The following is a 23,042-nucleotide window of genomic DNA, read 5'->3' on the forward strand; positions in this document are numbered from 1 at the left end:
ATATACTGCCGTTCCGGCAGCCTTTGACATGGGGGACCTATGAAGATCCGAGTCATTACCGCCGCTGCGGCCTGCGCCGCCATGCTTGCCGGCTGCGGCACCACCATCACGAAGGATGCGTCCTATAAGGACGTCATGGATCTGCGCGACGCCTACATAGCCTCGGGAGTCGTGAAAGACCCGAAGTGCGAGGACAAGCCGACCCAGGACGCCAAGGCAGACCAGGGCTGGCAGGCCACCACCTGTGGAGCCAACACCGTGCTGGTCACTTTCGACAACACTGCAGCTCTCAACAAAATGGTTGCCCAAGACGTGAAATTCAAGAAAGACAGGGAAGCTGTCCTGGTTGGCCCCAACTGGTCGGTCAGGGGGCCGGAGTTGGAGATCAAGGACCTGCAGGACAAACTCGGCGGGAAGCTCCAGTAGCAGGTCGGATCGTGCGGGCCAGACAAGGGAGAAGCTGGACTTGCTGCGGTCAAAGCGCCACGCGTAGCCAGGACAGCCTAACCCCTGACCGGCCTGACCCTCCGGTGTGCTTCGTGCGCCCGACGTACCTGATCTGACCAGAACGCGTCCTCCGGCACGTCCGGGGCATAGAGGCCCTTGCTGCTGGCCAGGGTAAAGAACCCCCTGCCAGGGTGGTTGCCTCCGCTGAGCTTCACCAGTGACGTCAGCATGTACGGCTTGGACTCGTCCCAGTCAAGGTTGTGGATGCGCACCAGGAGGTTACTGATGTCTGCACGGCCACGGTCCGTGGACAGGTCAAATGAGAGCAGGCCGGTGGCCTCGGCCAGCTGGTCGTTGAACTCCCCATAGTCGATCAGCTTCCCATTGCGGGCTACACCCCACAGGATGCGCCGGCCTTCGGCAGTGAGTTCTTGCCAGTCTGATTCGCTGCGCTCTGTCACGGTGCCCCTAATCGTTGTTTGCTCGAAGCCTAGCAGCGGGGCATTGGGAAGGGCTCTTCGGTGCGCCGGACACATAGGAGCCATGACGCAGTCAACGACACACGTTCACAACGACGATCATCCCGGGTGCAAAGCACTCTGGCCTTGGCTTCCGTCCTGCAACCGTTACCGGCTCAACGTAAACCTGATCGCGGCCGCCACAGACGATGTCCGTGGCATGCCAGAGGCAGAGCGCGCCAACTGGCTGGACTTCCTGCGCGGCTGGGAGGGCCGCAGCAATGGCACCTGCGCAGCGAATTCATCGCCCACCGCGAAAACTGGCGCGAGTCGGATCTGAAAGTGAATTTCGCAGAGGCAGCCTCCCTCGCCAGACTGGCAGGGGAGAGGTACCTGGCCGGCCGCACCGTGGAACAGGCCGCGGCTGACGCATGGCGACTCAAAGGGCAGCGGCTCGCACTCGAAGTGCTCTACGTCTACAAGGCACCTCTGCCCGACTACGTCCCGTGAACGCTGTTGGTGAGGCACCTTCTGCTGCCTCATGCTGCGGGGTTTGAATACCCGGCTCCTGGAAGGCAACGGGGTGGTGACCCGCCTGGTCCGGGACGAGATGTTCCACGAAGGCGAAGCAGAAGGCATCGACAACCAAACCTGGCAAGCAGCCCTCGACGGACTCGTCCTCGACGGCAAGATTCTCAGCTACAAGATCAACGACCTCCCCGGCACCTTGCCTCTGGCGTCCTACACGCAAACCGGCTACACCGTCCCTGCCCACCTGATCGATCTGCTGATGAAGGCCCGCAGCGCGGACCGGTCAGAAGAGATCCGCGAATACCTCGAATTCCATGGCGTCGAACTCCCCAAACCCAAGGGCGGCAAGACCGGGGCGCCACGTGTTGCGGCTGGAGTCCCGGGAAGCTGAGATTGGGACAGTCCTTGAACGCGTGCAGCAGTCACAGGCTGACCAGCGGTGAGAGAGTTACCGGACGCCGCACACATGAGTGGCAGATAAAGAAACCAACGCCGGGACAAGGAAACCGGCAGGGCTGATGTGGATCCGCAACTACGGACCGGTTCGATTCCGGAACGGCCCACGGTCTGGAACGGCGTATGCCGGGCAGGACGATGTCATACCCGTCAGCGCAAGCGGGGGAAGCATCGGCACCGCCCGAGCTATCTGCGCCGTTGAACTTGAAGAGTAAAAGCGCGGACACCGGTAAAGACGCGTAATAGGGCTAGGGGATTTCAGCGTCAAAGCTGACCAGAGCACCACTTCCCTCGTCCCCGCCGGCAGGCGGGACCTGGGTCCGGTCGGTGTCTTCCACCACCGACCATCTGGTTCTGTAGCGCAGCTGGTTAGCGCGCCGCCCTGTCACGGCGGAGGCCGCGGGTTCAAGTCCCGTCAGAGCCGCATCAGTGCCTCCCGGCACAACCCCGGTCCGCCGGGGCCTAAGCCAAGGCCGGCGCCTGTCACAGGCGCCGGCCTTTCCCACATGCGAGGAGAAGTACATGCACGAGCTCGCTCTGATCATCGGACTGCTGCTGGCCACGGTGATCGCTGTCAGCCTCGGGGACAGGCTGCACCTGCCGTACCCGGTCCTGATGGTCGTCATCGCCCTTGGCATGGCTTTCATTCCGGGAATCCCGGAGCTGCACCTCGAGCCCGAACTGATCCTGCCGCTGTTTCTTCCGCCACTGCTGTACGCAACCGCGAAAAAGACGTCATGGTCGGTGTTCCGTATCCGGTGGCGCAGCGTCATACTCCTCGCCATCGGACTTGTTGTGGCCACAGTCGCCGTGGTCGCCGGAGCCGCCTGGCTGCTCATTCCAGGCATCGGCCTTCCCGCTGCCATCGCCCTCGGTGCCATGGTCGCACCGCCGGACCCCGTGGCCGTCGAGTCCGTGGCTGGCCGCGTCCACATGCCCCGGAGGCTGCTCACCGTCCTGCAAAGCGAGGGCCTGTTCAACGACGCTGCTGCAATCGTCATCTTCCAGACCGCTGTGGCGGCCGCCGTGGCAGGCCACGATGTGGACGGCTGGCTGGCGGTGAAATTCGTGACCGGCTCCGTGGTCGCGGTGGCCCTGGGCCTCTCCATGGCCTGGGCGGCCAAGAAGCTGATCGGTGTCATCGATTCATCGACAGCCCGCAGTGCGGTGACCCTGGTGGTTCCTTTCGCGGTGTACATCCTCGCCGAGGAATTGCACGCCTCCGGTGTGATCGCCGTCGTCGTGACCGCTCTGGAGATCAAACGTCGCTCACGACCCCAGGACGCCGCCGAGCGCATCACGGGAAGCGCGTTCTGGGACGTCACCGAACTCCTCGCCACTGGGCTGGCGTTCGGCCTCATCGGTCTGGTCAGCCGGACCGTCATTCACGACGCCGGGGGCCGCTTGCTGCCCATGCTCGGCAACGCCGCCGTCATTTGCGCGGTCGTGGTTCTCATCCGGGCTGTCTGGCTTGCCCTGCTGGTGCCGTTCAACCGCCGCCGCAACGACGGCCTGCCCCCGAACGGGCCCAAGGACGTCCTCCTGCTGACCTGGTGCGGAATGCGCGGGCTCGCCACCCTCGCCCTTGCCCTGGCTATGCCGGAACACATCGCGGACGGTTCGCCGTTCCCGGCCCGAGACCAGATCGTCCTGACGGCTGTAGCCGTGCTCTTCACGACCCTGGTCATTCCCGGATCCACCCTGCCGTGGCTGATGCGCAAGCTGAGGATGCGGGAATCACCGGCTGCCGAACACGAAGCCGAACTGGTCCTCGCCCAGCGGGCCGAAGAGGCTGCCCTGGCCGCACTGCACAACGCCCCGTTCCTGCACGACCTTCCACACCAGCGCCAGGAGGTCATCGAACGTGGCATCAAACGCCTGAGTGAAGACCTCGTCATTGACGCAGCTCCATCTCCTGCCGACGCCCGCAGCCGCCACGACTCGGAAATCGCCATCCGAACCATCGCCCTTGACGCCGCCCGCCAGGAAATTGCGGATGCCCGGAATGAGCCCGACGTGGACCCCGAGATCGCTGACCGGGTGCTCCGCCGCCTCGACCTTCGCACCGTCATCCTGCAGGAGGTAGGGGAGCGGAGAGAGCTTCTCGTATTGCCGCACACATGAGTGGCAGATAAAGAAACCTACGCCAGGGAAAGGAACCTGGCAGGGCCGATGTGGAACCGCTCACCGCGGTCCGGTTCAATTCCGGGACGGCCCGCTCTGGAACGGCGTATGCCGAACAGGGCGATGCAGGACCCCGCCAGCGCAAGCGAGGGGCCGGTCGAGCCCGTCCGGCTGCCAGCGCCGTTGAACTTGAAGAGTAGCTGCGCAGCTCCTAGGCACGGTGCGCAGCGAGGGGTAGGGAATTTCGGCTTCGGGCCGGCCAGAGCCAAGGACCGTAGCTCAAAGGCAGAGCCGGAGTTTTAGCTCCGAGGTGCATCCGTCGTGGGGTGCCGGTCCGCGCTGGACCCCGATACTGCTGACCTGGGGTCCGTTGCCAGCGGGACTTGATCACCCGTTCTTGGCGGCAGCACAAATACTGACAGCGGCGCAGGAAACGGCGATACGTCCCGTGCGGTTGGCCGGTCCGGCAGGGCAGGCTTCTAAGACCCCACGCTAAATGAATGGCTGCAGGGAAGGCGTCCATGGCAACGCCCGCACCGGATGGTGTGACCTTGGACCGTCTGCCGACGGGCCGGGGTAGGCGGGTTCGAGCCCCGCCCCTGCTACGAAGCACCTCCGGGTGCTCTCATGCCCGTGTGTCATTGGAAGACTGCGCCGGGGGTCGTCTACCCCCTTAGACAGGCGTGCTGGTGCAATCCCAGCAACGGGCTCGAAGAATACCTGCCGTCCCTTGCCGAGCTGACACCGAACCCCGAAGTACAAGGGGAAGATGGCCAGCGAAGCTACCAAGGGCCGGGGGCTTCACGGGTGGCAGACAATCCATCCGCGGCGACGGCCGGAACGAAAACACTGGCGTGCTTTGTAGCTCAATTGGCGGAGCACCGGTCCTGCTGCGGCCGGAGGTTAGGGGTTCGAGTCCCCTCGAAGCAACGGGAAGGCGTCCGTCTCGCACACGCGCCGCCTTCCAAGCAGTCCCCGCTTCTGTCCGGCACGCCCAGGTGTGTGCGTGGGTAGAGAAAGAGTGCCACCTGCGGGATTGGGGGACTGCGACACGGGACGCTCGCATAGAGCGGTGTCCGGTACATGACGGCGTGGGCCTGGAAGGCAATGGCTGACCGCTGGCTTCGATGCCAGCTTGATGTACGGGGGCAGCACCGCCATCGGGTGAATGCGCCGGGCCTATGCCCTGGAGACGCCGGTTCGAATCCGGCGCGTCCCTCAATTTCGCGGTTCGATGTGGACCGATGAGGAAACAGATCAGCCCCGGAGCATCGAACTCGCTCCGGGGCTGATCTTGGGGCAGGCTACTGGGCGGCTTCACGCTCCTGGGCCCGGGCCTGCTCCGCTTCAGCTGCGAGCTTCTCGTACGCGGCCTTGGCCCTTTTGCGGTCGCTCCAGTCCGCGTTCTGCCACCGCTCGTATGCACGGTCTGCTCTCTGCCCTGCCCGCTGCGCTGCGGTGCGCCGGTCCGGCGCGTCCACCGCGTCCCAGAGCGCCTTCGAAACGGGGAAGCTGTAGCCGCTGCTGTCTTCAACATTCGCGTAAGAGGACAGGTGGTATTCCGTCTTCCCGTTGGCCGTGTAAGCGGTCTTGCCGGTGATGCCTTCTTCTTCGATGATCTCCCGCATGGTGCGGACACGCCCGTCCTCGGACCGCCAGCGTTTGCACAGCTCGTTGTTGGCACGGCTTCGCTGCAGGTCAGTCAGTCCGGACGTGTCCACCCCATGGAAGCGTGGCGCCGCCGTCTTCGGCTTCACCGGCTCCGGAGGCAGCTCGCGGTGCCGGGCCGGGTCAACGATGAAGGTCCCCTGGGCGCCCAGCTCTTTGTTCTCGGTGCGGGTGCTGTACTCGTCACGGGGCACCACGAACCGCTTCTCCTCGCCCTGGCGGGTGGCGGTCACCGCCACCGTACCGTCGCCGAGGTTGGTCGCCGACCGGCACACCCAATCGTCGACGTGCGCAGCGAGCCACGTCTCACGGTCGCGGACGCTGGATTGGCCGGGCAGGACTGTCTCGCCGGTGGCCTTCTCATACCCGTCCGGGAACCAGCCGCGGACGCTGGACCGGCAGTAGTCCTTCCATTCATCAAGCTCCCAGTCCCGGGTGTGTCCGGTGGCTGCGCGTGGCCGGGTTTCCTCCGGAAAGTACATGCCGGCGATCTGAAATTCGCAGTCCTCCTCATACCAGCCCGAGCTGCGGCGGAGGGAGGGCGGGACCTCACGGTTGCGTTCCGGAGACAGCTTGATGCCGCCGTGCCCCGCGCAGGTCACGACGGCGATTCCCGGGGCGTAGTGGCGGACTTCCTGCGCCTGGCCCCACGGTGTCCGGGAGCCTTCCTGCAGGTTCACCTCGCCCCAATTCCTGGCAGGGGGAGCGCTGAGCGTGATAGTCGGGTCGCTGTGCTGTTCGGCGGCAAACTGGCCGCCGGTCGGGATGCCGCGCTGGACACGGTTGCGGCTAAGGCTGTTCATGGGAGGGCCCTTCGATCGGAGTGGCTACTCACTCTTTGTGTGCGGCCAGCACGGACGAAGCGCAGCCAGGGGAGGGCAGGGCCAGCGCAGGTTGCTGATCGTGAAGCCTTAGGCGCAGTCGTCGCAGATCCCCGTGGCCGGCAGCTGGATGCCGTGGACAGAGCACACCGGCCTCAGCCTCGGTGCCTCCTTCTTCACCGGGTTCACCCTCGCCTCGTACTTCGGGGTCAACTGGGGGACTGCGTCGGCCGGCACATCCGGGCAGTAGACCCGGTAGCACTCCAGTCGCTCAGCGGCCGCGGCCCGTTCCCGCTCCAGGGGGCTCTCCGGAATATCCTTGCCCGCCGCCCGCAGGGCCTCGTCGAAACCGGGACCGACAGTCCCGTCCGCGGCAGTGACGACAAGGGACGTGAGGGACGGCAGGCTCTGCTCGCGACAGATGCGGATCACCTTCCCAAGAAGCATTGAACTCAGGTTGTTGACTAGCATGTCGGTGCGCACCCCGGTGATGTCGAATACGCGGGTGGCGAGGTCCTTGTAGGTGATGTGGTTACCGTACGTCCGTGCCACTTCCTGCAGCACGGGCACAGCCGCTTCAGACCAGCCGACGAGAGAATCCTGGAATGTCGTGGTGTTGCGCTCCGGCACGGTCCCTCTTTCGTCGGCGGGGCCAACCCCCGAATGAATCGTAGCGTTGAAGACCGGGGAGCGTGCGAGGACAGGCCGCACACATTGTTGCCATGACACCACCCCGGACATCTGCCCGTTCCCGCTACGCTTCACCGTTGCGTTATCCCGGCGGCAAAGCCCGTATGGCTCCCTGGCTCACCGACACCTTCGAGGGCCTGCTGGGTCCCATGGACGTCGAGATCTGGCTGGAGCCGTTCGGCGGCGGCGCCGGTGCAGCCCTCACGGCGTTGTGCACCGGCAAAGTACCGGAAGCCTGGATCGTTGAAGCCAACCCGGCCCTGGCCGCGTTCTGGACCACCGTGATGAATGACGGACCGGCTCTGGCCGCCCGCGTCGAGCGGACCATTCCGACACTGGCCCTGTTCCAGGAATCCAGGGAGAACGTGGGTGCCGCGCTGGCGGGTGAACACCTCAACGTCTTCGATTTGGGCCTGTCCGCCTTCATCCTGAACCGGTGCTCCCGCTCCGGAATGATCCTCCCCAGCGTCGGCCCGATCGGCGGCAAAATGCAGGCCGGCCAGCACACCATCGCCGCCCGCTTCAACGCTGGCGCCCTGGCCGACCGGATCCGCGCTGTTCACGCACTGGGGGACCGGTTCAAAGTATTCGCCGGTGACGGCATCTCCTTTCTCGAGGACCTCCCCGACTCGGGTGTCCAGGACGAAGTCTTCTGCTTCGTTGACCCGCCCTACATCGGCGTCGGCAACGACCTCTACGCCGTCGGCATGGACGATGACCTGCACCAGCGCCTGGCCCGCGCGCTGAACCGGCTGACAACTCCCTGGCTGCTTACCTACGACGCCCACCCCCGCGTCCCATTGCTGTATCCGGGTTCCCACGTCGTCGAATTCGACATCCCGCACACCGCCGGAAGCTCCCGCGTCGGGACCGAATACCTCGTCCTTGGCCCCGGCATGGACCTGCCTGCCGTCAACCCGCTCGGCAGGGGCCACGTGTATCGTCTCGCCGCGTAGGCGCATGGCCAGGTCTCGTTGAGCGGGGCATGGACTGCCGCACACATGGGACAGGACAAGCTGTGACCATTCGCCCCACCAAGGAGACACCATGCCCCGCGCCTACAAGTTGCCCAACGCAGAGTCCACTATCTCCGAGATCAGATCCGCTCAGGCAGGACTGGACGAACTGCAGGCTCAGGCCCGGAAGCTGGCGGACAGCATTGGCTCAGGCGTCACAGTTCTTTTCCGACGCCGGGGCCTCAGCGACGACACCAGCGGGGTCGTCCTCGGTCTGCAGTCCGGCGGAAAGATCACCGCCGACGGATGGGTGTTCGTCAAGACCCGCGGCGCGGTCGAACCGGCCCGCGGGGTGAAGGGGGAAGCCGCACGCGAAGCCCTCGCCGCACTTCAGGTCCCAACCGTCCAGCCCGGCACCATCGTCGCAGCGACAGGCATGCCACAGGTGTTCATGACTGCCGGGCGTATCTACAGGACCCAGTGGATGCACCACGAAGGGTCCCTCTATGCTCTTCTGCCTGACGTCGACGACGAATTCCAGAACGACCCGATCACCGGCGACTGGGTGCAGATCCCGCTCTCCGAGCTGCACCTTGCCGACGAGGCCCGCTGTGGTGCCGCCACTTAAGGCCGCTGCGAGTTTCGAAAATTCCCGAAGTCCCTGAGGGTCCAGGGAAGGCCCGTCGACCACCGTGACGCATAGACGTACCAGCGGCCAACCCACACCCACCATCCGCGTGCCGCCCAAATAAGAGAGGCCCGATTGTGAGCCGAGACAGAACAGGAAACGTCGTCCTTGAACCGCTGCCGGCGACGGTCGTAACCGCCAAGGAAGCCCGCGACCATATGGCGGTCCTCGAGAAACTCATCACGCGCGAGGGCTTCAATAAAAAGATGTCGGTCACCGTCAGGTGCTACAACAATGAGCTCATGACACGCGAATACGCGCGGGAGCTCTTCCACCTCATCACTGACGAATACGGCGTCCCCAGGGCCCGGTTCGTTGGTCCGACCTTGGACGGTGCGGCCCATCTTTTCGACGCGGCCCAGGACGCGGGACGACCAGAAGCCCTTGCGGTCTTCACCATGGACGACTCCCGCACCGGGGTGCGCTGCAAGACGCTGGAGGAGTACCTGGGAGCCCTCGGCTACTGAGCGTGTAGAGCAGGACCGCGGACGCCGTACACATGAAGACCGTACCGGGCCGCCTGAGACAGCCCGGACCGAGGGAGTTGGCCGGCCAGGGCTCCCAGGAAGCATACCGGCCGGCTGTGGTGGCCGCCTGGTGCCACGGAGCGCCGGACATCACCCCACCGCGGGCGTCCGGGGCGGAGATTCGGTGCTGCCATCGTATTGATCCGCACACCAGGCACACACGCTGAGAAGCTGGATTGAGGATGAGGACGTGAAGAAGAAGCTCGGCGTCCTGGCCATGGGGCTGGGACTCCTGTTGGCCGGGTGCGCCGCCCCGGGACCTGCTGACGATTACACCGGCTCAGCGGTCGTCCAGGACATGCACCGGACCAGCCGCAAATCCGGCTGCAAGCTGGTCGTGATCCTGCGCGATGGACAGACCGACACGGTCAGTGTTGGCCGCCGCACCACCTGTGACGGCTACACCAAAGGCCAGTCTGTCCAGCTCCGCAGCGGCAACCTCGTCCGTTAGTCCCACCCTGGCGCCGGTTCCCGGCGAAGGGCCAAGCCCTGGTAGCTCAGTCGGAAAGAGCGCCGGTTTCCTAAACCGCAGGCCGCAGGTTCAAGTCCTGCCCAGGGCACGAAACGGCAACTGCCGCCACTCACCCGACCCAATTGGAGCCCCGCCATGACAACCACAAAAGCAAAGCCCCCGGTAAAGCTGCGGACCCTGGAGGACCTTCGAGCGGCCATCGCCAGCAAATCCAACGCCGAAAGTGGTGGATGTCTGATCTGGACCGGCGCCACGGACAAGGACGGCTACCCGAAGATCAGCATCGACAACGCCGGCCACTGCCGCCAGGTGCATCGGATCCACTGGGAACTCGAGGGCGGGCAGATCCCGGAAGGATTCCAGCTCTCCCGGCTCTCCACCTGCCCGAACAGGCGCTGCATCGCGCCGGAACACCTCGTGCTCAGTAAGGGGCCTTTGACGGCTGCCCGGGCCACCCACAGCCCCAACACAGTATCTCCGACGTTCAATTGCGGGCATGCGCGGACGCCCGCAAACACCAACAAAAAAGGCGGATGCCGCTCCTGCCGACTGGCCTATCAGCGCCGTTACAACGCCACCCTCTCGGGCCGTTCCACACTGATCGACACCCCTATGCCGTACGTCGGTGCGATCAGGCAGCGAACGAAATGAGGCGACCGGCCGCCGGAGGCCGGCACGCATAGGGACAACCACAGACCATCTGAAAGGCTCTTGTATGCCCGCGATTGCAACCCCTTACGAAGACCTCCTTGCCGAAGTCGCCGCCGTTGGCGTCGCCAAAGGTGACCGGACCGGTACAGGAACGTCCAGCGTCTTCGGCCGCCAGATACGCTTCGACCTGTCCAAAGGCTTCCCGCTGATCTGGACCAAACGTGTCCACTGGCCCTCCATCGCTTACGAACTGCTCTGGTTCCTCCGCGGCGAAACGAACGTGAAGTGGCTGCAGGACCGCGGCGTCACCATTTGGAATGAATGGAGCAAGTATGGCGTCGGCAACGGCGTCAATGACGTCGATCGAAAAGTGATCGACGTTCCCGTACGCGTGGTGCCGTCTGACGAGATAGCGGAAAGCATGGAAGACGCTGACCCCCGCCATGCCATTCTGGACCGCGAGGGAGGCGCTCTGTTCTCCTGCTGGAAGAAGATGCTGAACCGTTGCTACAACGAATCCGCTCACAACTTCGGGATGTACGGCGGTGCTGGTGTGCGTGTTTGCACCAGGTGGATGACTTTCGAGAACTACTTGGCCGATGTCAAGGGGCTCCTGAACTGGGACAAGAAAGCCAAAGACTGGAGCGGCTTCGAGCTCGACAAGGACTACTACGGATCAAAGGTCTATTCACCGGACACGACTATTTGGCTTGGCACCGACGAGAACAACCTTTACACCAAGTCGTCACGGCCGTTTTCGGTAACCGATGAAGCGGGCAAGAAGGAGATCTTCCTCTCCCTGAGCCAGGCTGAAAGGAAGCTCCGGGTGCCGCGGGCTACGCTCTCTAGGCTGTTGAACGATGACAACAAGAATGGACAATCCGGGCTCAAGGGTAACAATCGATCGAAGAGCGGCTGGGTCTTTCGCTATGAACAGCCATCGGAAGGCTATAACTTCCGGTTGAGCATGCTCGACGGTGACCTCGGCCCCGTCTACGGCTCACAGTGGCGGTCCTGGCCCACCCCGGACGGCGGTCAGATCGACCAGATCGCGAAGGTCGTCGAGTCCATCCGCAAGAACCCCAACGGCCGCCGCCACATTGTCACCGCCTGGAACCCGGCCGAGGTCGACAGCATGGCCCTGCCGCCCTGCCACGCCTTCTTCCAGTTCTACGTCGCACCAGGCGTCGACGGCGCCCCGGGCAAGCTGTCCTGCCAGCTTTACCAGCGCTCCGCGGACATGTTCCTGGGCGTCCCGTTCAACATTGCGTCCTACGCGCTGCTGACCCACATGGTCGCCCAACAGACCGGGCTCGACGTCGGAGAGTTCATCTGGACCGGCGGTGACGTGCACATCTACGACAACCACACCGACCAGGTCGCCAAGCAGCTCGGCCGGCTGGATGACATCCGCTCCTACCCGGAGCTGAAGTTCCACCGCGTCCCGGACTCGATCTTTGACTACACCTTCGAGGACTTCGAAATCATCGGATATGACCCGCACCCGTTGATCAAGGCACCCGTCGCGGTCTGACAGGATGAGTCCATGACTCTCTCCTACGAACTGCGCACCCTGGATCAACTCGACGGCCGGCGGCCCGGCTCGTCGGCTGTGGCACCACGCTGGAAAAACCACGAGTGGCCCAATCCCACGGGGCTTGAAAAAGGCAGGCTCGGCGACGACCGGCACGTGGCTGCCTTCCGCATTGACGGCAACCAGAAGGACGACGGATGGTCAGCACTCGATGACCTGGCGGCCGTCATCAGCGGATTCGGCCGCAAGGATGCCGCTGTTGGCTGGAACACCATCAAGGCTGCGGACCTTGTCAAGGTGATGACCGCATTCCGCGCACTTGGCGCTGAGGACCGACTGGAGGTCTGCCTCCCGCCGGAGTACCAGGCGGTAGTGGACAAGTACCCGGCAGAAGCTGACGAGCAGGTTCGCAAGGCTGTGGAGTTGGCCGAACAGGCCTGATAAGCGGCCGGCTAAGCCAAGGCCCTCGTCCCGGTCTGGTACATCAGCTCGGTGTCCGGATCGGTGACGGGGGCTTCCGCGTGCTCGAAGTCGGCCCTGAAGTTGAGGCCGTCAATTGTCTCCACGGTGGTGATCTTTGTTAGAGGACCGAGGAGAGTGCCCTCGGGCAGGCGGAACTCTGTTCCGAAGTGCTTGGACTTCAGGCTGCGCGCCGGCAAGTACGTCCAGGTGACGGTTCGTCGGGCCTTGTCCAAGTGCGCAAGGTCCGGCTTGCACAGCGGGCACGCTGTCCGTCGTGGCATTGCTTCGATCTGGGCGCGGGTCTTCAGGAGGGGCCAGACAGGGATGGGGTCCTCGTCGGGCGAGTCGCCTCGGAGACGCTCCGGGAAGCGCAGGTTCAGACCCCAGGCCGCCTGGCGGTCCACGAACCGCTTCATGCTGTCACACGTGGGCAGGTGGACCTTCCCGGCCAACGAGACGATGTAACAGTCCCCTGAATCCAGCCACTCCTGCATTGCTTGCTCTTCCAAGGCCACGGTTTCCCTTATGCGCTCCCGCAGCTCAACGTCGCTCTGGCCGGCGAGGGCGCTGATGTAGTCCTTCTGCCGGTACAGCTCCCTGGCGGCGGCTGCGGCCTGCCCGGCGGGCGAGACGGCAGGGCTTGTCAATCCTGTCATGCCGATGAGCCTATCGAACTGGGAGGGAGCTTAGGGCCAGCCGCTATAGGGGTCCGCATTGTGGTTTGTGGAGGGCGGATCTTTGTAGACGCGGCGGCCGGGAAAGGCGGCGTTTGCGGTCCCGATGTGCGTGCCAAACGCGCAGCGCCACCATGACCACGACGAAGCAGACGAGGGCGACCAGATTCTCCATTAGGGGCTACCCCTCTGTCCGGTCCTGCCCGAGCTCCAGAAGGTTGATGTCGACACTGCCGCTACTGCACGGTTTCGGGGAGCCCCGCAGTTTCCGGAGTTGCGTGGCCCTGTACTCGTCATGGGAGAGCTTGAAAGTATATAGCGTCATGAGACCGGCGAATCCGATCAGCCACATGGCGCCCCATTCCGGCGCATTCCCCTCCCATAGCGGGCGTTGGAAGAGCCACACGCCGGCGCCAAGGACGAGAACCATGACCAACATGATGATTCCCATGCCCCACTAGGTGCTGACCTGGGCGTGCCCGCTGCCGGGCGTAAGCCCGATCTCGTCCGCAGGTAGCTGTGCAGCTGGCCGGTGCTGGTCTTGCGCAGGACACGCTTTTCGCCGGCGGCCACCGCCTCCTTATGTTCGGCGTAGACGGCGTCATTGCGCCGCTCCTGGAAGGGGTCGTAGACCATAGCTTCATCTCGATTCTCATGGGAGAGCATCGGAGTCTGTCATTTATTCCACAGACAGGCTTCATGTGTGCGGCACCGGCAACGGTGAAGCACGCCGGAGATGCCGCACACATATCGTCCATGAATGAGAACGCAGGGGTGATTCGCCTCGAAACGCTCATCCAGTCCGATCACTGGGTGGACCGCCACGGAAGCCAGCACGCCCTGACCGACATGACCCAGGGCTACCTGCAGAACGTCCTCGGCTACCTCCGGGACGGAGCTGCCAGGTTGTACGAGCTGGAGCTCAGCCGGCAGGAGGGACTGCTGCTCATCGCTGAAATCGAGGGCTGGACCAACGGCATGGACGCCTCCATCCTGGACCGCGGCCAGGCCGCCGCCGAAGCATGGCTGGAAAACACCCCGCTCGTCACAGCCCTCAGGACCATGCTCGGGGGAACCTCCCGCCAGGCCCAATGACCACCAATGAAGTGAGGAACACTATGACGCTCAAGGAGCGCCTGAAAGAAGACGTTGTCGCCCACATGAAGGCTGGCAACAAGACCGCGCTGACGACCGTCCGGAACGTCCTGGGCGAGATCAGCACGCGGGAAAAGTCCGGCAAGACCCCGGTCGAGCTCGACGACGCCCAGGTGACGGGTCTGCTGCAGACGGAAGCAGCCAAACGCCGCGACACCGCCAGCATTTACACCGAGGCAGGCGAAAATGAGCGCGCCGCGGCCGAGGTCGCTGAGGCAGAGGTCATCGAGGCGTACCTGCCCAAGGCCCTTAGCCGGGACGAGGTCGAAGCGATCGTCGACGAGGCCATCGCTGCGCTGAAGGCCGACGGCCAGGAACTGACCATGCGCTCCATCGGCGCCGTGATGAAGCCGGTCACCGCCAAAATCGCAGGCCGGTTCGATGGCAAGACGGTCAGCGAGGTCGTTCGCGAACGCTTGGCCTCCTAAAGCGACTGCCAGCATTAGATAGAGAAGGGGCTCCGCGAAGTGCGGGGCCTCTTCTGCTTGCCACCAAAGTTCCATCCGGTGTGTGGATGGGCTGCACCGAGCCGTCGGCCCAACGTTCACTTACGATTTCTGCATGGGGATTGAAGAGGAGTTTCAGCTCCGACGGGACCAGGAACGCGAAGCTGCAGAGAAAGCGTCGGCGTTGGACGATCTGGCTGCCCGTGTTGCGCCGATGCTCCGCGGCGAATTTCATGACTTCCTAAGTGCTTTAGCCAAGTACGGTGTGGAACCTCACGTAGTAGTTGCCATGAAGCGGGAGCACTTCCTGGCGAAGACAGGTTTGTTCGGACGGTACAAGGCCGCGTACAGCACATTCGTCGCCACGGAAGTCGGAAGGTGCTGGGTCTTCCGCAGCCTCCTTCTATTCGATGACGGTCGGATTGCGAAGCGGCGTAATTCCCCGTGGAACGTGGGAAAGATTGAAAGCTGGGCGAATGAGTGGCATAGCGGAACCAGCGACAAAGAAAACGTCCGTGCTGCCGCCGCGCACGCTCTTTCCGCGGCTGGCCTAGGCTCAGAAGTCACGAACGACTACCTTTTCGTAAGTCCTGAATTCGAGTTTGAGTTTGTTTCGTGGGCTGAACTGAAATGTAAGCCAGCGTGGGACGGAGGAACTTTCGCTACGCTCTGGGAGACGAAGTTCAAATTGGTCGCCGACGGCTGGCAGTTGATTCGGAGAGGCGTGGATAACGAGGAAAGCGTCAGGCTATCAAGCGCCTTTGCCGACTATATCGAGGGCATGGGGCGCCACCACTCGGTCATGGGGTATTCGTAGAATAGCTGCCGTCCTGGAATCCGAGGTCCTATGTGTGCAAATAGGGCCGGACGAGTCTCCGCGAGAACCGTCCCATACGGTGCCGCACACATAACAGCCATGCCCAAGAAGACCAGGCCGCCTGCCCCGATCCGCCCAGAGCTCATCGAGCCCCTGACCGAGCTTCTCCGAGACCGGAGTCCGGTGATCCAGGACTGGCCAGCAGACGAAGCTGGTGCCTACCGCGACATCGGCGGTTTCGTGGAAGGCCGGAATGCCGTCCAGAAGCTCCGCATGGCCAAAGCAGCCGCGGCCATCGAGGAGGTCTTCGCCGGCGTTGTCAGTGCGTCAGAGCTGAAGGGCTATCTGAACGGCATCGCTGCGGCCCAGGCCGTGGCCGGTTTCAGCGACGAGACCTTCCGGTCCATCCTGGACAAAGAGTGGCTCACCAGCATCGACCTGGACGGCGGTCCGATCCAATGATGCACCGTCACGAGGCCAGAATCGGCATGATCTGGGCCGAGGCAGCCAACGGGGTAATCGGGCGCCACGGCACCATGCCGTGGCCTCTTCCCGAAGACTTCGAGCACTTCCGCCGCACCACCGAGGGCCACCCCGTCATCATGGGCCGGCTCACCTGGGAATCCCTCCCCGAGAGATTCCGGCCGCTGCCGGCGCGCGCCAACATCGTCGTCACCGGGGATCCGTCCTGGAGCGCCCAAGGGGCCATTCGCGCCGGTTCCGTCCATTACGCCGTCGTCGCTGGCCTTGCCCAGCCAGAATCGGGCCCGATCTGGATCATTGGCGGCGCAACTGTGTACCGGAATGCCCTGGCTGCCCAGCTCGTCGACACGGCGGTCATCACCCGCATCGACGCCTACGTAGAGGGCGACACCTTCGCGCCCGATCTGGGTGCCGGCTGGGACCTCGCGACCTGCGAACCCTCCAGGGGATGGGCGGTGGCGAGAAACGGCACGAAATACCGGATCGAAACCTGGGTGCGTTCCCGACAGGACGGACTGTCTCTGCTGTAGCCGGCGCGCGGGGCCCCGGCCCTGTCCACATCAGGCCAGCAGAATGAACGGGGAGGCGTACACGGAGCCGGGCACCGGGTGATCATCTCCGGCCAGTGCCTGGCTGCTGAAAACGATGTCGATGAACGGTTTTCGGACAACGCGTACGAGGAAGCACTCACCATCGCCAGGGCCGAGATCGACGAGGCCGTCGCGGCCGGAACCTTCGACAGGGACTGGGACGACCCGGACCCTGATGACCAGGAAGAGGCCCGCTACGCGGTCGAGGAGAGGGACGACTCGGACCCGGTCAAAGATCTGCTCCGCAACACTCCCGACCAGCTCATGCGCACCTCCCTGGGACACCCCGCAGGGCGCCTTTCAGAGCCTCGCTGGGCTTCCGGTCACCGGCTGGACGATGGCGGCTTCACATCCCGACACGACGCCGTGGCAGCGCTGCTAAGCCTGCGTACAAGGACGGCGCGCCCACCGCGTCATGGTCAGCCTGACCCCGATCAACACCAATAAGAGCCCTGCCGAATCAGAAAACAACGCCGGCGGGGCTCTTTCCTTTGACTGTCGCCAATAGCGGAGTCAATGGGTCCCTGAACAAAAAAGGCCCCCATTCGGGAGCCATGTGATAACCCTCGTCTCTGGAGGCCGGTATCGTTCCTCAGGTTATCACATGAGACTAAACACCCCGTCTCTCACCGTATCTCCCGTTCCACTGGAATGATCCAGCGGAACGGCAATGAATCCACCCCCGGTAGGGCGGTATTTCGCCCCTGCATCCCAGTAACGGCGGGGATTTTGGGAAACGCCGGTCCCTTACTCGACCAACTCGGCGGTACGGATAGGACATCTAAGGAATGAAAAGTTCTCTCTTACTAAGGTGCCCACAGGTCCTTTGAGGGAGAGAATAGGGCGGCCCTATATACATATCTCTCTTTTAAGTCGTTTAAGTAGAGTAGTAGTAGTAAGGGGCCCTATATTCCCCGCCATTCCGGGGATTTATCCGCTCGACCATCCGGTCGGCTTTCGGCCGGTTGGTGGGTTCCCGGCGGCAGGGTCTCCGAATTATCCCAACTGCCTTGCATGTGTTTATCTGCGCATGTTTCAGGGCAGGAGGAAACATGCCGAACCGCACCGCAGCCAACGTTGCACCCAGGATGCCGAAGGCCGCGCTCGGGAAGAGTCCCGCCAAGGCCGGGACAACAGTGCCCTCTCCTCGAAAGAAGGCTGCGGCGCCCGGCGCCTCCCGGAAAGCGGCGACGAAGAAGCCAGCCGCCAAGCGGTCCTCTGCCCCGAAGGCCGCGAGCACCCGGGGCACGGCAAAGACAGGTCGTCCGCGTAAGGCACCTGTCCGCGCCGGCAGCTCCCGGGCGCCCAAACCCAAAGCCATGGAGGTCGCCTACTCGGGCCGGATCTTCCGCTCAAGACTCGAAGCGCGCTGGGCTGTCTTCCTGGACCTGCTGGACGTGAACTGGGACTACGAGCCGTCCTTCTACCAGGTCGGCGACGATCTGTACTACCTGCCCGACTTCTACCTCCCGGACCACCAACTCTGGCTCGAAGTCAAGGGCGCCCCGTTCATGGACACCGCGAGCATGGCCAAAGTCCTGGCTTCCATCGCCGGGCCCATGCGCATCCCGCTGCGCGAAGCCCCGTACACGCCCAGCGAACGGCTGCTGCTCGGCGGACCCTTCAAAGCCTTGAAGCACGGACTGATGCCGGTCCACACACTCATCACCCCGGCAGGGCTCAACCTGGCCGCGCTCAGCTATGCTGCCTTCGACATCGAACCAGACGGCCGGGCCACGGTAAAAGCGCTCGGCGCCCCCTGGGACACGGCCGCAGCCACAGGAGTCAAAGCGGCCGGGCGGCCGTCACCTTCGAGGCTGCAACTCCTGCTCGAACCCGAACCGCAGCTGCGCGCCGGCACCGTCCCGGAACGCATTGCCCGCGCCTACACCGGCGCCTACAGGCTGGCTTTCGATGAGGCGAGCAAGAGCATCTGCGACAGCGAAGTCCTCACAGCCGTCTCACGCCGCAGGTCCGGGAGGCCACTAGGCATCGCCGCCTGAGAAGCAGATTGGCCGAGCGCTCTTTGTCCGGGGAGCAGGGCAGACGGCGCCGCACACATGACGCCCATGCCTGAAACAACCCCAGAACCCCTCGTCACCGAACGGGAGCTCACTGCCGTCCTCACCCAGCTCGGCCAGAGAGCCAAACAGGACCGCCGGGAGTCCGACGACTACCGGATCATGGCTTCCGCGGAAAGCGTCAACGGCGTGATGCGCCGGCTCTCACACGGGGCCAAGTCCGCTGTCTTGAACGCCTACGACGTGCTGGTCGACAAGTTCGGCTTCGAGCACTCCCAGGAGCTCTTCGACTTCCTCCACCAGGTCCCCGCCCGGGCCCACCTGTACGAGAAAGCCTTCAACGCCGAAACCCACGTCGGCTGCGTCGACCGGGCCATGGCCAAGGTCACCGAGGAAGCACTCACCGCGGCCGGCCGCGGGACGGCCGGAGCCCGCCAGCAGGGGCAGCGGATCGACGCCGCCGCCCTGGCACCTGACGGCAACGGTGGCATCATCGGCAACACCGCAGCCGAGAACGCACTCATCCTGGCTACTCAGGCCGACGAAACCAACCGCATCCAGCGGCTCTCCTGCGACGTGCGGACAATCACCGAGCGTATCCATGAAGCCCACCCCGAACTGAAGCCGGAAACCCTTGCCGCCACGGTCCGTCTCGTCCTGGCCACCGCCGCCGAGATCGCACAGGAGCAGGACGGCCTGGAAGTCTGAGCGGCCCACGGCCTGACCATCTACTCCGCTGACACCGCGCCACAACCACTCCTGAAGGGACTCCCTCATGACGCTTCCTGCTGCCCGCAAGCCCGCCGCACCCCTGTCCCGGCCCATCATCGCCGTCGGTATCGGCTCAACCGTGCTGATCGCCGTCGGTATCGGCTCAACCGTGCTGATCGCCGTCGGCGCCTTCGTGCTGTCCTTCGCCTCGTTGACCGACCTGGCAGCACGCTCCGGAATCGATGTGAACCTGGCCTGGATCTGGCCCATCATCGTTGACGGGCTCATCGTGGCCGCCACGGTCGCGATCGTCGCCCTCGCCGGCCACGACCGTAAAACCCTCGCCTACCCGTGGGCACTCCTTGGCCTCGGGGCCGTGGTGTCCACCGCCGCCAACGCCGTCCACGCCATCGTCTCGGTCAACCAGGTCAGCGGCGGTGTCCCACCGGTCGTCTCGGCCATCATGGCCGCAATGCCTCCGGTCGTTCTGCTCGCCATCACGCACCTGACCGTGCTGCTGGTCCAGAAAGCCGCCCCAACACCGGCGCCCAAGAAGAAGGCTGCCAAAGCACCTTCCACGGCACGTACCGGACGCAAGACCCAGCCATCCACCGCCGAGGCGCCCGCGACCGCACCGGAGTTCACCAGCGTGTTCACCGAGGTCCCCTCCGACGCCAGGGACCTCGTACCAGCCAGCGCCTGACCTGTCCTGCCGGACGCCCGTTATGCCCCGGCGCGCATAGGTTACCCGGGCCTCTGAGCTTTTCCACCCGCGGCCCGACTCACCTAAGGAACCACCATGAACATTCTGATTATCGCCCTCCAGGTGCTCGTCGTTGCACTGAGCATCATCATGGGCGCCTTCATCCTGCTGCACAAAGCATCCGGCGGCGGCGTCTCCGGCATGTTCGGCGGCGGCATGACCAACAGCCTGAACTCGACCGGCGTGGCCGAACGAAACCTCACCCGCTTCACCATCGCGGCAGCGATCATCTGGGCCGTGGCCATTATGGGCCTGGGCATCATCACCCGGTTCACCGGCCAGTAACCAACCAGCCCTCGGGCACTACCTCAAGGAGGGCCGGCTTTTGCTGGACTCAATTACCCGCGCGTTCAGGACACCTGACCTGCGCAACAAGCTGCTCATCACCTTGGGCGTCCTGACCGTCTTCCGGCTCGGCTCCTTCATCCCCGCGCCGGGCGTGAACGCCTCCAACGTGCAGATGTGCCTGTCCCAAGGCGGCAGCACCGGCGGCATCTACGACATGGTCAACATGTTCTCCGGCGGCGCGCTTCTCTCCGTCTCCGTCCTGGCCCTGGGCGTGATGCCGTACATCACCGCCTCCATCATGATGCAGCTGCTCAAAGTCATCGTTCCCCGGCTGCAGGAGCTGCACGCCAACGGCGACCAGGCGACCGTCACCCAGTACACCCGCTACCTCGCCGTCGGCATGTCGGTTCTGAACGCCACGACCGTTGTCACCATGGCCCGCACCGGGAACCTGCTGGGCAACTGCGTCCTGCCGATCGTCACCGACCAGAGCGCCATCACGGCCGCCATCATGATCATCTCCCTGGTCGCCGGATCCCTGCTGGTCATGTGGATGGGCGAAAAGATCACCGAACGAGGCATCGGCAACGGCATGTCCCTGCTGATCTTCACCTCCGTAGCCGCCGGTTTCCCGACCGCACTCGGCGCCATCGGCCGCACCCAGGGGTGGGGCGTGTTCGCCGCTGTCCTGGCCGTTGGCCTGGTCACCATCACCCTGGTCGTTCTCGTCGAACAGTCCCAGCGCCGTATTCCCGTCGTCTACGCCAAGCGCGTCGTCGGCCGCAAGACACTCGGCGGCAACACCACCTTCCTGCCCATCAAGGTGAACATGGCCGGCGTCGTCCCCGTCATCTTCGCTTCCACGCTGCTGTCGCTGCCGAGCATGATCGCCCAGTTCGCCACCCGCCAACAGTCCGGCGCCGGACCCGAATGGGCACAGTGGATCACCGCGAACCTCACCAAGGGCGACCACCCGGTCTACATGGTGATCTACACCCTGTTCATCATCGGGTTCTCGTTCTTCTACGTCTCGATCACTTTCGAGCCCAAGGAGATCGCTTCCAACATGAAGAAGTACGGCGGCTTCGTTCCGGGCTTCCGCCCCGGCAAGCCGACCGAACGCCTGCTCAAGTACGTGTCCGACCGCATCACCACCGCCGGCGCACTCTACATCGGCGTCATCGCCTTGATCCCGCTGATCGCCTTGGTCCTCCTGAACGCGAACCAGAACTTCCCGTTCGGCGGCTCCGCGATCCTGATCATGGTCGGGGTCGGACTCGAAACCGTCAAGCAGATCAGCTCCCAGATGGAGCAGCGCTCCTACCCGGGCCTGATGCGCTAGGACCCCGCACGAAGGCCCGGCAGCTCACACCTGCCGGGCCTTCGGCATATCGAAAGGCTCACCATGCTCGTACCTACCCGCCACGCCCTGACGCTATTTTCATCGGGGTCGTCCTCGCAGGATGTGCCACGCGCCCAGCACCGCCGCCGGTCCCAAGCCAGCCCACACGGATAGCCGGTGGCCTCGAGGACGCCGTTACAGGGTGCGGCCTCACCGAGGGCGTGCACCATCGACACCAAGGGACCCGGCGAAGCAACCGGAGCACCCGTTGCCGGTGTGAAATGCGTCCTGGAGGCCCTGAACGTCCCTGACGAGATCCGTTCCCGGATGAAGCTCGGCACCGCATCCGAGCAGAACTCCGCTTCATGGGAGGGGCGCGACCTCTCCTGGTCCTACAATCCCGAGACCTGGTTCCACCTGGCCATCACCGACTCCTGACCCGGCAGGCCCGGCCCCGATGACGAACCAGCGAGGCGCCGTACACATCCCAGCCATGACAACAGCAACCAGCTCCAAGTCACCCGCAGCGTTGCGCGAACGGGCCCTGCTCTGCATCGCCTGCAGCGGAGGATGCCGTGACGACAACGGCGCCTACACCCTTTGCGCGCTGTGCGAGCTGGCAGAAGTGACAGTACCGGCCGCCTAGGCCCCGTCAGCTGGATCGCCGCATAGAAGGCTCCAAACGAAGACAAAGAGAGGCACGCCATGCGCATCACCCAGCATTCCCCGTTCGCCGCCCAGGACGACCCGGAGACCGTGCAGAAGATCCGCAAGGGACGAGGCCGCTTCGCCGCCTACACCTCCTCCAACCCGCAGGTACGGCGGGAGGTCCGGCTCACGGGCCAGACCGAATTGCGCAAAGTCATCCGCGCCGCACGCGCACTGAAGGTGACGCTGCAATGCGATGAATCACTGGAAGAACTCCGAGCCCTGGCCTACAAAAGCTACCGGGAAATCGCCATCGCCGACGGCCGCACGCCAATGGACCAACCTCGCCTCCACCCAGCCACGGTGGACAGGCTCATTGTGAACTACCTCCGGCATGACCGCACCGTGTATGACAACGCCCTGCTAAGGAACCGGTTCGTCACCTCCGACTTGCGTTCCTCGTACAACAGGGAGCTCAAGACCCGCTGCCTCGAAGTCATCGCTGCCGCCTACCCCGAGCTGGCCACCGAATGCGAACGCCAGCGCCTGAGGATCAGCCAGTCATTGGAGCAAGCTGCCCAGGACCGCAAATCTGAAGAAGCAGCCTAGTCCCGAGATC

At 64.1% G+C, this 23,042-nt stretch carries 31 protein-coding genes, 3 tRNA genes and 1 pseudogene; 30 read left to right on the plus strand and 5 right to left on the minus strand.

The window, feature by feature from the left end; translation table 11 throughout:
• The first annotated feature begins 39 nt into the window (after positions 1-39).
• Positions 40-426 carry a hypothetical protein gene (locus tag HMI59_RS21375; protein WP_193594142.1) on the plus strand — a complete coding sequence of 129 codons (387 nt, stop codon included), beginning with the start codon at positions 40-42 and terminating at the stop codon, positions 424-426.
• 77 nt (positions 427-503) lie between these two features.
• On the opposite strand, the gene HMI59_RS21380 is transcribed toward HMI59_RS21375, so the two are convergent.
• Positions 504-908, minus strand: a complete 405-nt coding sequence (locus HMI59_RS21380; RefSeq protein ID WP_193594143.1) for a hypothetical protein — start codon at positions 906-908, stop codon at positions 504-506.
• Positions 909-990: 82 nt separating this feature from the next.
• Here HMI59_RS21380 and HMI59_RS21385 point away from each other — a divergent pair, with 82 nt between their 5' ends.
• The 6 genes from HMI59_RS21385 (at position 991) to HMI59_RS21410 (ending at position 4,946) form a co-directional block, all read left to right on the plus strand.
• Complete coding sequence (locus tag HMI59_RS21385) at positions 991-1,245, plus strand: hypothetical protein (RefSeq protein WP_193594144.1); 255 nt, start codon at positions 991-993, stop codon at positions 1,243-1,245.
• 2 nt (positions 1,246-1,247) lie between these two features.
• Entirely contained in the window at positions 1,248-1,415 is a 168-nt protein-coding gene (locus tag HMI59_RS21390; protein ID WP_193594145.1) for a hypothetical protein, read from the plus strand.
• A 31-nt stretch (positions 1,416-1,446) separates the two neighbouring features.
• Positions 1,447-1,827 carry a hypothetical protein gene (locus HMI59_RS21395; protein ID WP_193594146.1) on the plus strand — a complete coding sequence of 127 codons (381 nt, stop codon included), beginning with the start codon at positions 1,447-1,449 and terminating at the stop codon, positions 1,825-1,827.
• Between the two features lie 415 nt (positions 1,828-2,242).
• Positions 2,243-2,316, plus strand: a tRNA-Asp gene (locus HMI59_RS21400).
• Positions 2,317-2,414: 98 nt separating this feature from the next.
• On the plus strand, positions 2,415-4,016 hold the full coding sequence (locus HMI59_RS21405; protein WP_193594147.1) for a Na+/H+ antiporter: 1,602 nt from the start codon (positions 2,415-2,417) through the stop codon (positions 4,014-4,016).
• An 855-nt stretch (positions 4,017-4,871) separates the two neighbouring features.
• A tRNA-Ser gene (locus HMI59_RS21410) sits at positions 4,872-4,946 on the plus strand.
• A gap of 374 nt (positions 4,947-5,320) precedes the next feature.
• Here the strand turns inward: HMI59_RS21410 and HMI59_RS21415 are convergent.
• Positions 5,321-6,487, minus strand: coding sequence for a hypothetical protein (locus tag HMI59_RS21415; protein WP_193594148.1), 1,167 nt, complete (start codon positions 6,485-6,487; stop codon positions 5,321-5,323).
• A 108-nt stretch (positions 6,488-6,595) separates the two neighbouring features.
• Positions 6,596-7,135: a hypothetical protein gene (locus HMI59_RS21420; protein ID WP_193594149.1), complete on the minus strand. Its 540-nt coding sequence runs from the start codon at positions 7,133-7,135 to the stop codon at positions 6,596-6,598.
• Between the two features lie 92 nt (positions 7,136-7,227).
• On the opposite strand from HMI59_RS21420, the gene HMI59_RS21425 reads away from it, so the two are divergent.
• The 9 genes and pseudogenes from HMI59_RS21425 to HMI59_RS21460 all read left to right on the plus strand — a co-directional run bounded on the left by HMI59_RS21425 (position 7,228) and on the right by HMI59_RS21460 (position 12,464).
• Positions 7,228-8,151, plus strand: coding sequence for a DNA adenine methylase (locus HMI59_RS21425; protein ID WP_193594150.1), 924 nt, complete (start codon positions 7,228-7,230; stop codon positions 8,149-8,151).
• 91 nt (positions 8,152-8,242) lie between these two features.
• The gene (locus HMI59_RS21430; RefSeq protein WP_193594151.1) at positions 8,243-8,779 is read left to right on the plus strand and encodes a hypothetical protein; all 537 of its coding nucleotides are present in this window, start codon (positions 8,243-8,245) and stop codon (positions 8,777-8,779) included.
• 137 nt (positions 8,780-8,916) lie between these two features.
• Entirely contained in the window at positions 8,917-9,306 is a 390-nt protein-coding gene (locus HMI59_RS21435) for a hypothetical protein (RefSeq protein ID WP_227471704.1), read from the plus strand.
• Between the two features lie 250 nt (positions 9,307-9,556).
• Positions 9,557-9,817, plus strand: coding sequence for a hypothetical protein (locus HMI59_RS21440; protein WP_193594152.1), 261 nt, complete (start codon positions 9,557-9,559; stop codon positions 9,815-9,817).
• 35 nt (positions 9,818-9,852) lie between these two features.
• A tRNA-Arg gene (locus HMI59_RS21445) sits at positions 9,853-9,926 on the plus strand.
• A gap of 47 nt (positions 9,927-9,973) precedes the next feature.
• Positions 9,974-10,489 carry a hypothetical protein gene (locus tag HMI59_RS21450; RefSeq protein ID WP_193594153.1) on the plus strand — a complete coding sequence of 172 codons (516 nt, stop codon included), beginning with the start codon at positions 9,974-9,976 and terminating at the stop codon, positions 10,487-10,489.
• A 64-nt stretch (positions 10,490-10,553) separates the two neighbouring features.
• Positions 10,554-10,766: pseudogene (locus tag HMI59_RS26125) on the plus strand (thymidylate synthase); the annotation flags it as partial.
• A gap of 690 nt (positions 10,767-11,456) precedes the next feature.
• Entirely contained in the window at positions 11,457-12,023 is a 567-nt protein-coding gene (gene thyA, locus HMI59_RS26130; RefSeq protein ID WP_370583600.1) for a thymidylate synthase, read from the plus strand.
• Between the two features lie 12 nt (positions 12,024-12,035).
• Positions 12,036-12,464, plus strand: coding sequence for a hypothetical protein (locus tag HMI59_RS21460; RefSeq protein ID WP_193594155.1), 429 nt, complete (start codon positions 12,036-12,038; stop codon positions 12,462-12,464).
• A gap of 11 nt (positions 12,465-12,475) precedes the next feature.
• Here the strand turns inward: HMI59_RS21460 and HMI59_RS21465 are convergent, their stop codons facing one another.
• Together HMI59_RS21465 and HMI59_RS25820 are read right to left on the minus strand one after the other, a co-directional pair.
• On the minus strand, positions 12,476-13,141 hold the full coding sequence (locus HMI59_RS21465) for a hypothetical protein (RefSeq protein WP_193594156.1): 666 nt from the start codon (positions 13,139-13,141) through the stop codon (positions 12,476-12,478).
• A gap of 199 nt (positions 13,142-13,340) precedes the next feature.
• Entirely contained in the window at positions 13,341-13,610 is a 270-nt protein-coding gene (locus tag HMI59_RS25820) for a hypothetical protein (RefSeq protein ID WP_227471705.1), read from the minus strand.
• Positions 13,611-13,915: 305 nt separating this feature from the next.
• Here HMI59_RS25820 and HMI59_RS21475 point away from each other — a divergent pair, with 305 nt between their 5' ends.
• The 14 genes from HMI59_RS21475 to HMI59_RS21540 all read left to right on the plus strand — a co-directional run bounded on the left by HMI59_RS21475 (position 13,916) and on the right by HMI59_RS21540 (position 23,032).
• Positions 13,916-14,254 (plus strand): hypothetical protein, encoded by a 339-nt coding sequence (locus HMI59_RS21475; protein ID WP_193594157.1) that lies wholly within the window; start codon positions 13,916-13,918, stop codon positions 14,252-14,254.
• Positions 14,255-14,277: 23 nt separating this feature from the next.
• Positions 14,278-14,742: a GatB/YqeY domain-containing protein gene (locus HMI59_RS21480; RefSeq protein WP_193594158.1), complete on the plus strand. Its 465-nt coding sequence runs from the start codon at positions 14,278-14,280 to the stop codon at positions 14,740-14,742.
• Between the two features lie 133 nt (positions 14,743-14,875).
• A complete protein-coding gene (locus tag HMI59_RS21485) occupies positions 14,876-15,577 on the plus strand; it encodes a hypothetical protein (RefSeq protein WP_193594159.1) in 702 nt (233 codons plus the stop codon).
• A gap of 99 nt (positions 15,578-15,676) precedes the next feature.
• A complete protein-coding gene (locus tag HMI59_RS21490) occupies positions 15,677-16,039 on the plus strand; it encodes a hypothetical protein (RefSeq protein ID WP_227471706.1) in 363 nt (120 codons plus the stop codon).
• A complete protein-coding gene (locus HMI59_RS21495) occupies positions 16,036-16,590 on the plus strand; it encodes a dihydrofolate reductase (RefSeq protein WP_227471707.1) in 555 nt (184 codons plus the stop codon). The genes HMI59_RS21490 and HMI59_RS21495 overlap by 4 nt, the downstream gene beginning before the upstream one ends.
• Positions 16,591-16,668: 78 nt before the next feature.
• The gene (locus HMI59_RS21500; RefSeq protein ID WP_193594160.1) at positions 16,669-17,097 is read left to right on the plus strand and encodes a hypothetical protein; all 429 of its coding nucleotides are present in this window, start codon (positions 16,669-16,671) and stop codon (positions 17,095-17,097) included.
• A gap of 605 nt (positions 17,098-17,702) precedes the next feature.
• Entirely contained in the window at positions 17,703-18,653 is a 951-nt protein-coding gene (locus HMI59_RS21505; RefSeq protein ID WP_193594161.1) for a hypothetical protein, read from the plus strand.
• Positions 18,654-18,719: 66 nt separating this feature from the next.
• Entirely contained in the window at positions 18,720-19,379 is a 660-nt protein-coding gene (locus HMI59_RS21510; protein ID WP_193594162.1) for a hypothetical protein, read from the plus strand.
• Between the two features lie 67 nt (positions 19,380-19,446).
• Positions 19,447-20,085, plus strand: a complete 639-nt coding sequence (locus HMI59_RS26135; protein WP_370583596.1) for a DUF2637 domain-containing protein — start codon at positions 19,447-19,449, stop codon at positions 20,083-20,085.
• Between the two features lie 96 nt (positions 20,086-20,181).
• On the plus strand, positions 20,182-20,430 hold the full coding sequence (gene secG / locus HMI59_RS21520) for a preprotein translocase subunit SecG (protein ID WP_193594163.1): 249 nt from the start codon (positions 20,182-20,184) through the stop codon (positions 20,428-20,430).
• Positions 20,431-20,470: 40 nt separating this feature from the next.
• Positions 20,471-21,775 (plus strand): preprotein translocase subunit SecY, encoded by a 1,305-nt coding sequence (gene secY / locus HMI59_RS21525; protein ID WP_193594164.1) that lies wholly within the window; start codon positions 20,471-20,473, stop codon positions 21,773-21,775.
• Between the two features lie 177 nt (positions 21,776-21,952).
• Positions 21,953-22,213, plus strand: coding sequence for a hypothetical protein (locus HMI59_RS21530; RefSeq protein WP_193594165.1), 261 nt, complete (start codon positions 21,953-21,955; stop codon positions 22,211-22,213).
• Between the two features lie 55 nt (positions 22,214-22,268).
• Entirely contained in the window at positions 22,269-22,421 is a 153-nt protein-coding gene (locus HMI59_RS21535; RefSeq protein WP_193594166.1) for a hypothetical protein, read from the plus strand.
• 59 nt (positions 22,422-22,480) lie between these two features.
• On the plus strand, positions 22,481-23,032 hold the full coding sequence (locus tag HMI59_RS21540) for a hypothetical protein (protein ID WP_193594167.1): 552 nt from the start codon (positions 22,481-22,483) through the stop codon (positions 23,030-23,032).
• The last annotated feature ends 10 nt before the right edge of the window (positions 23,033-23,042 follow it).

Source organism: Paenarthrobacter sp. YJN-5, assembly GCF_015040095.1.
Classification (GTDB): Bacteria; Actinomycetota; Actinomycetes; order Actinomycetales; family Micrococcaceae; genus Arthrobacter; species Arthrobacter ureafaciens.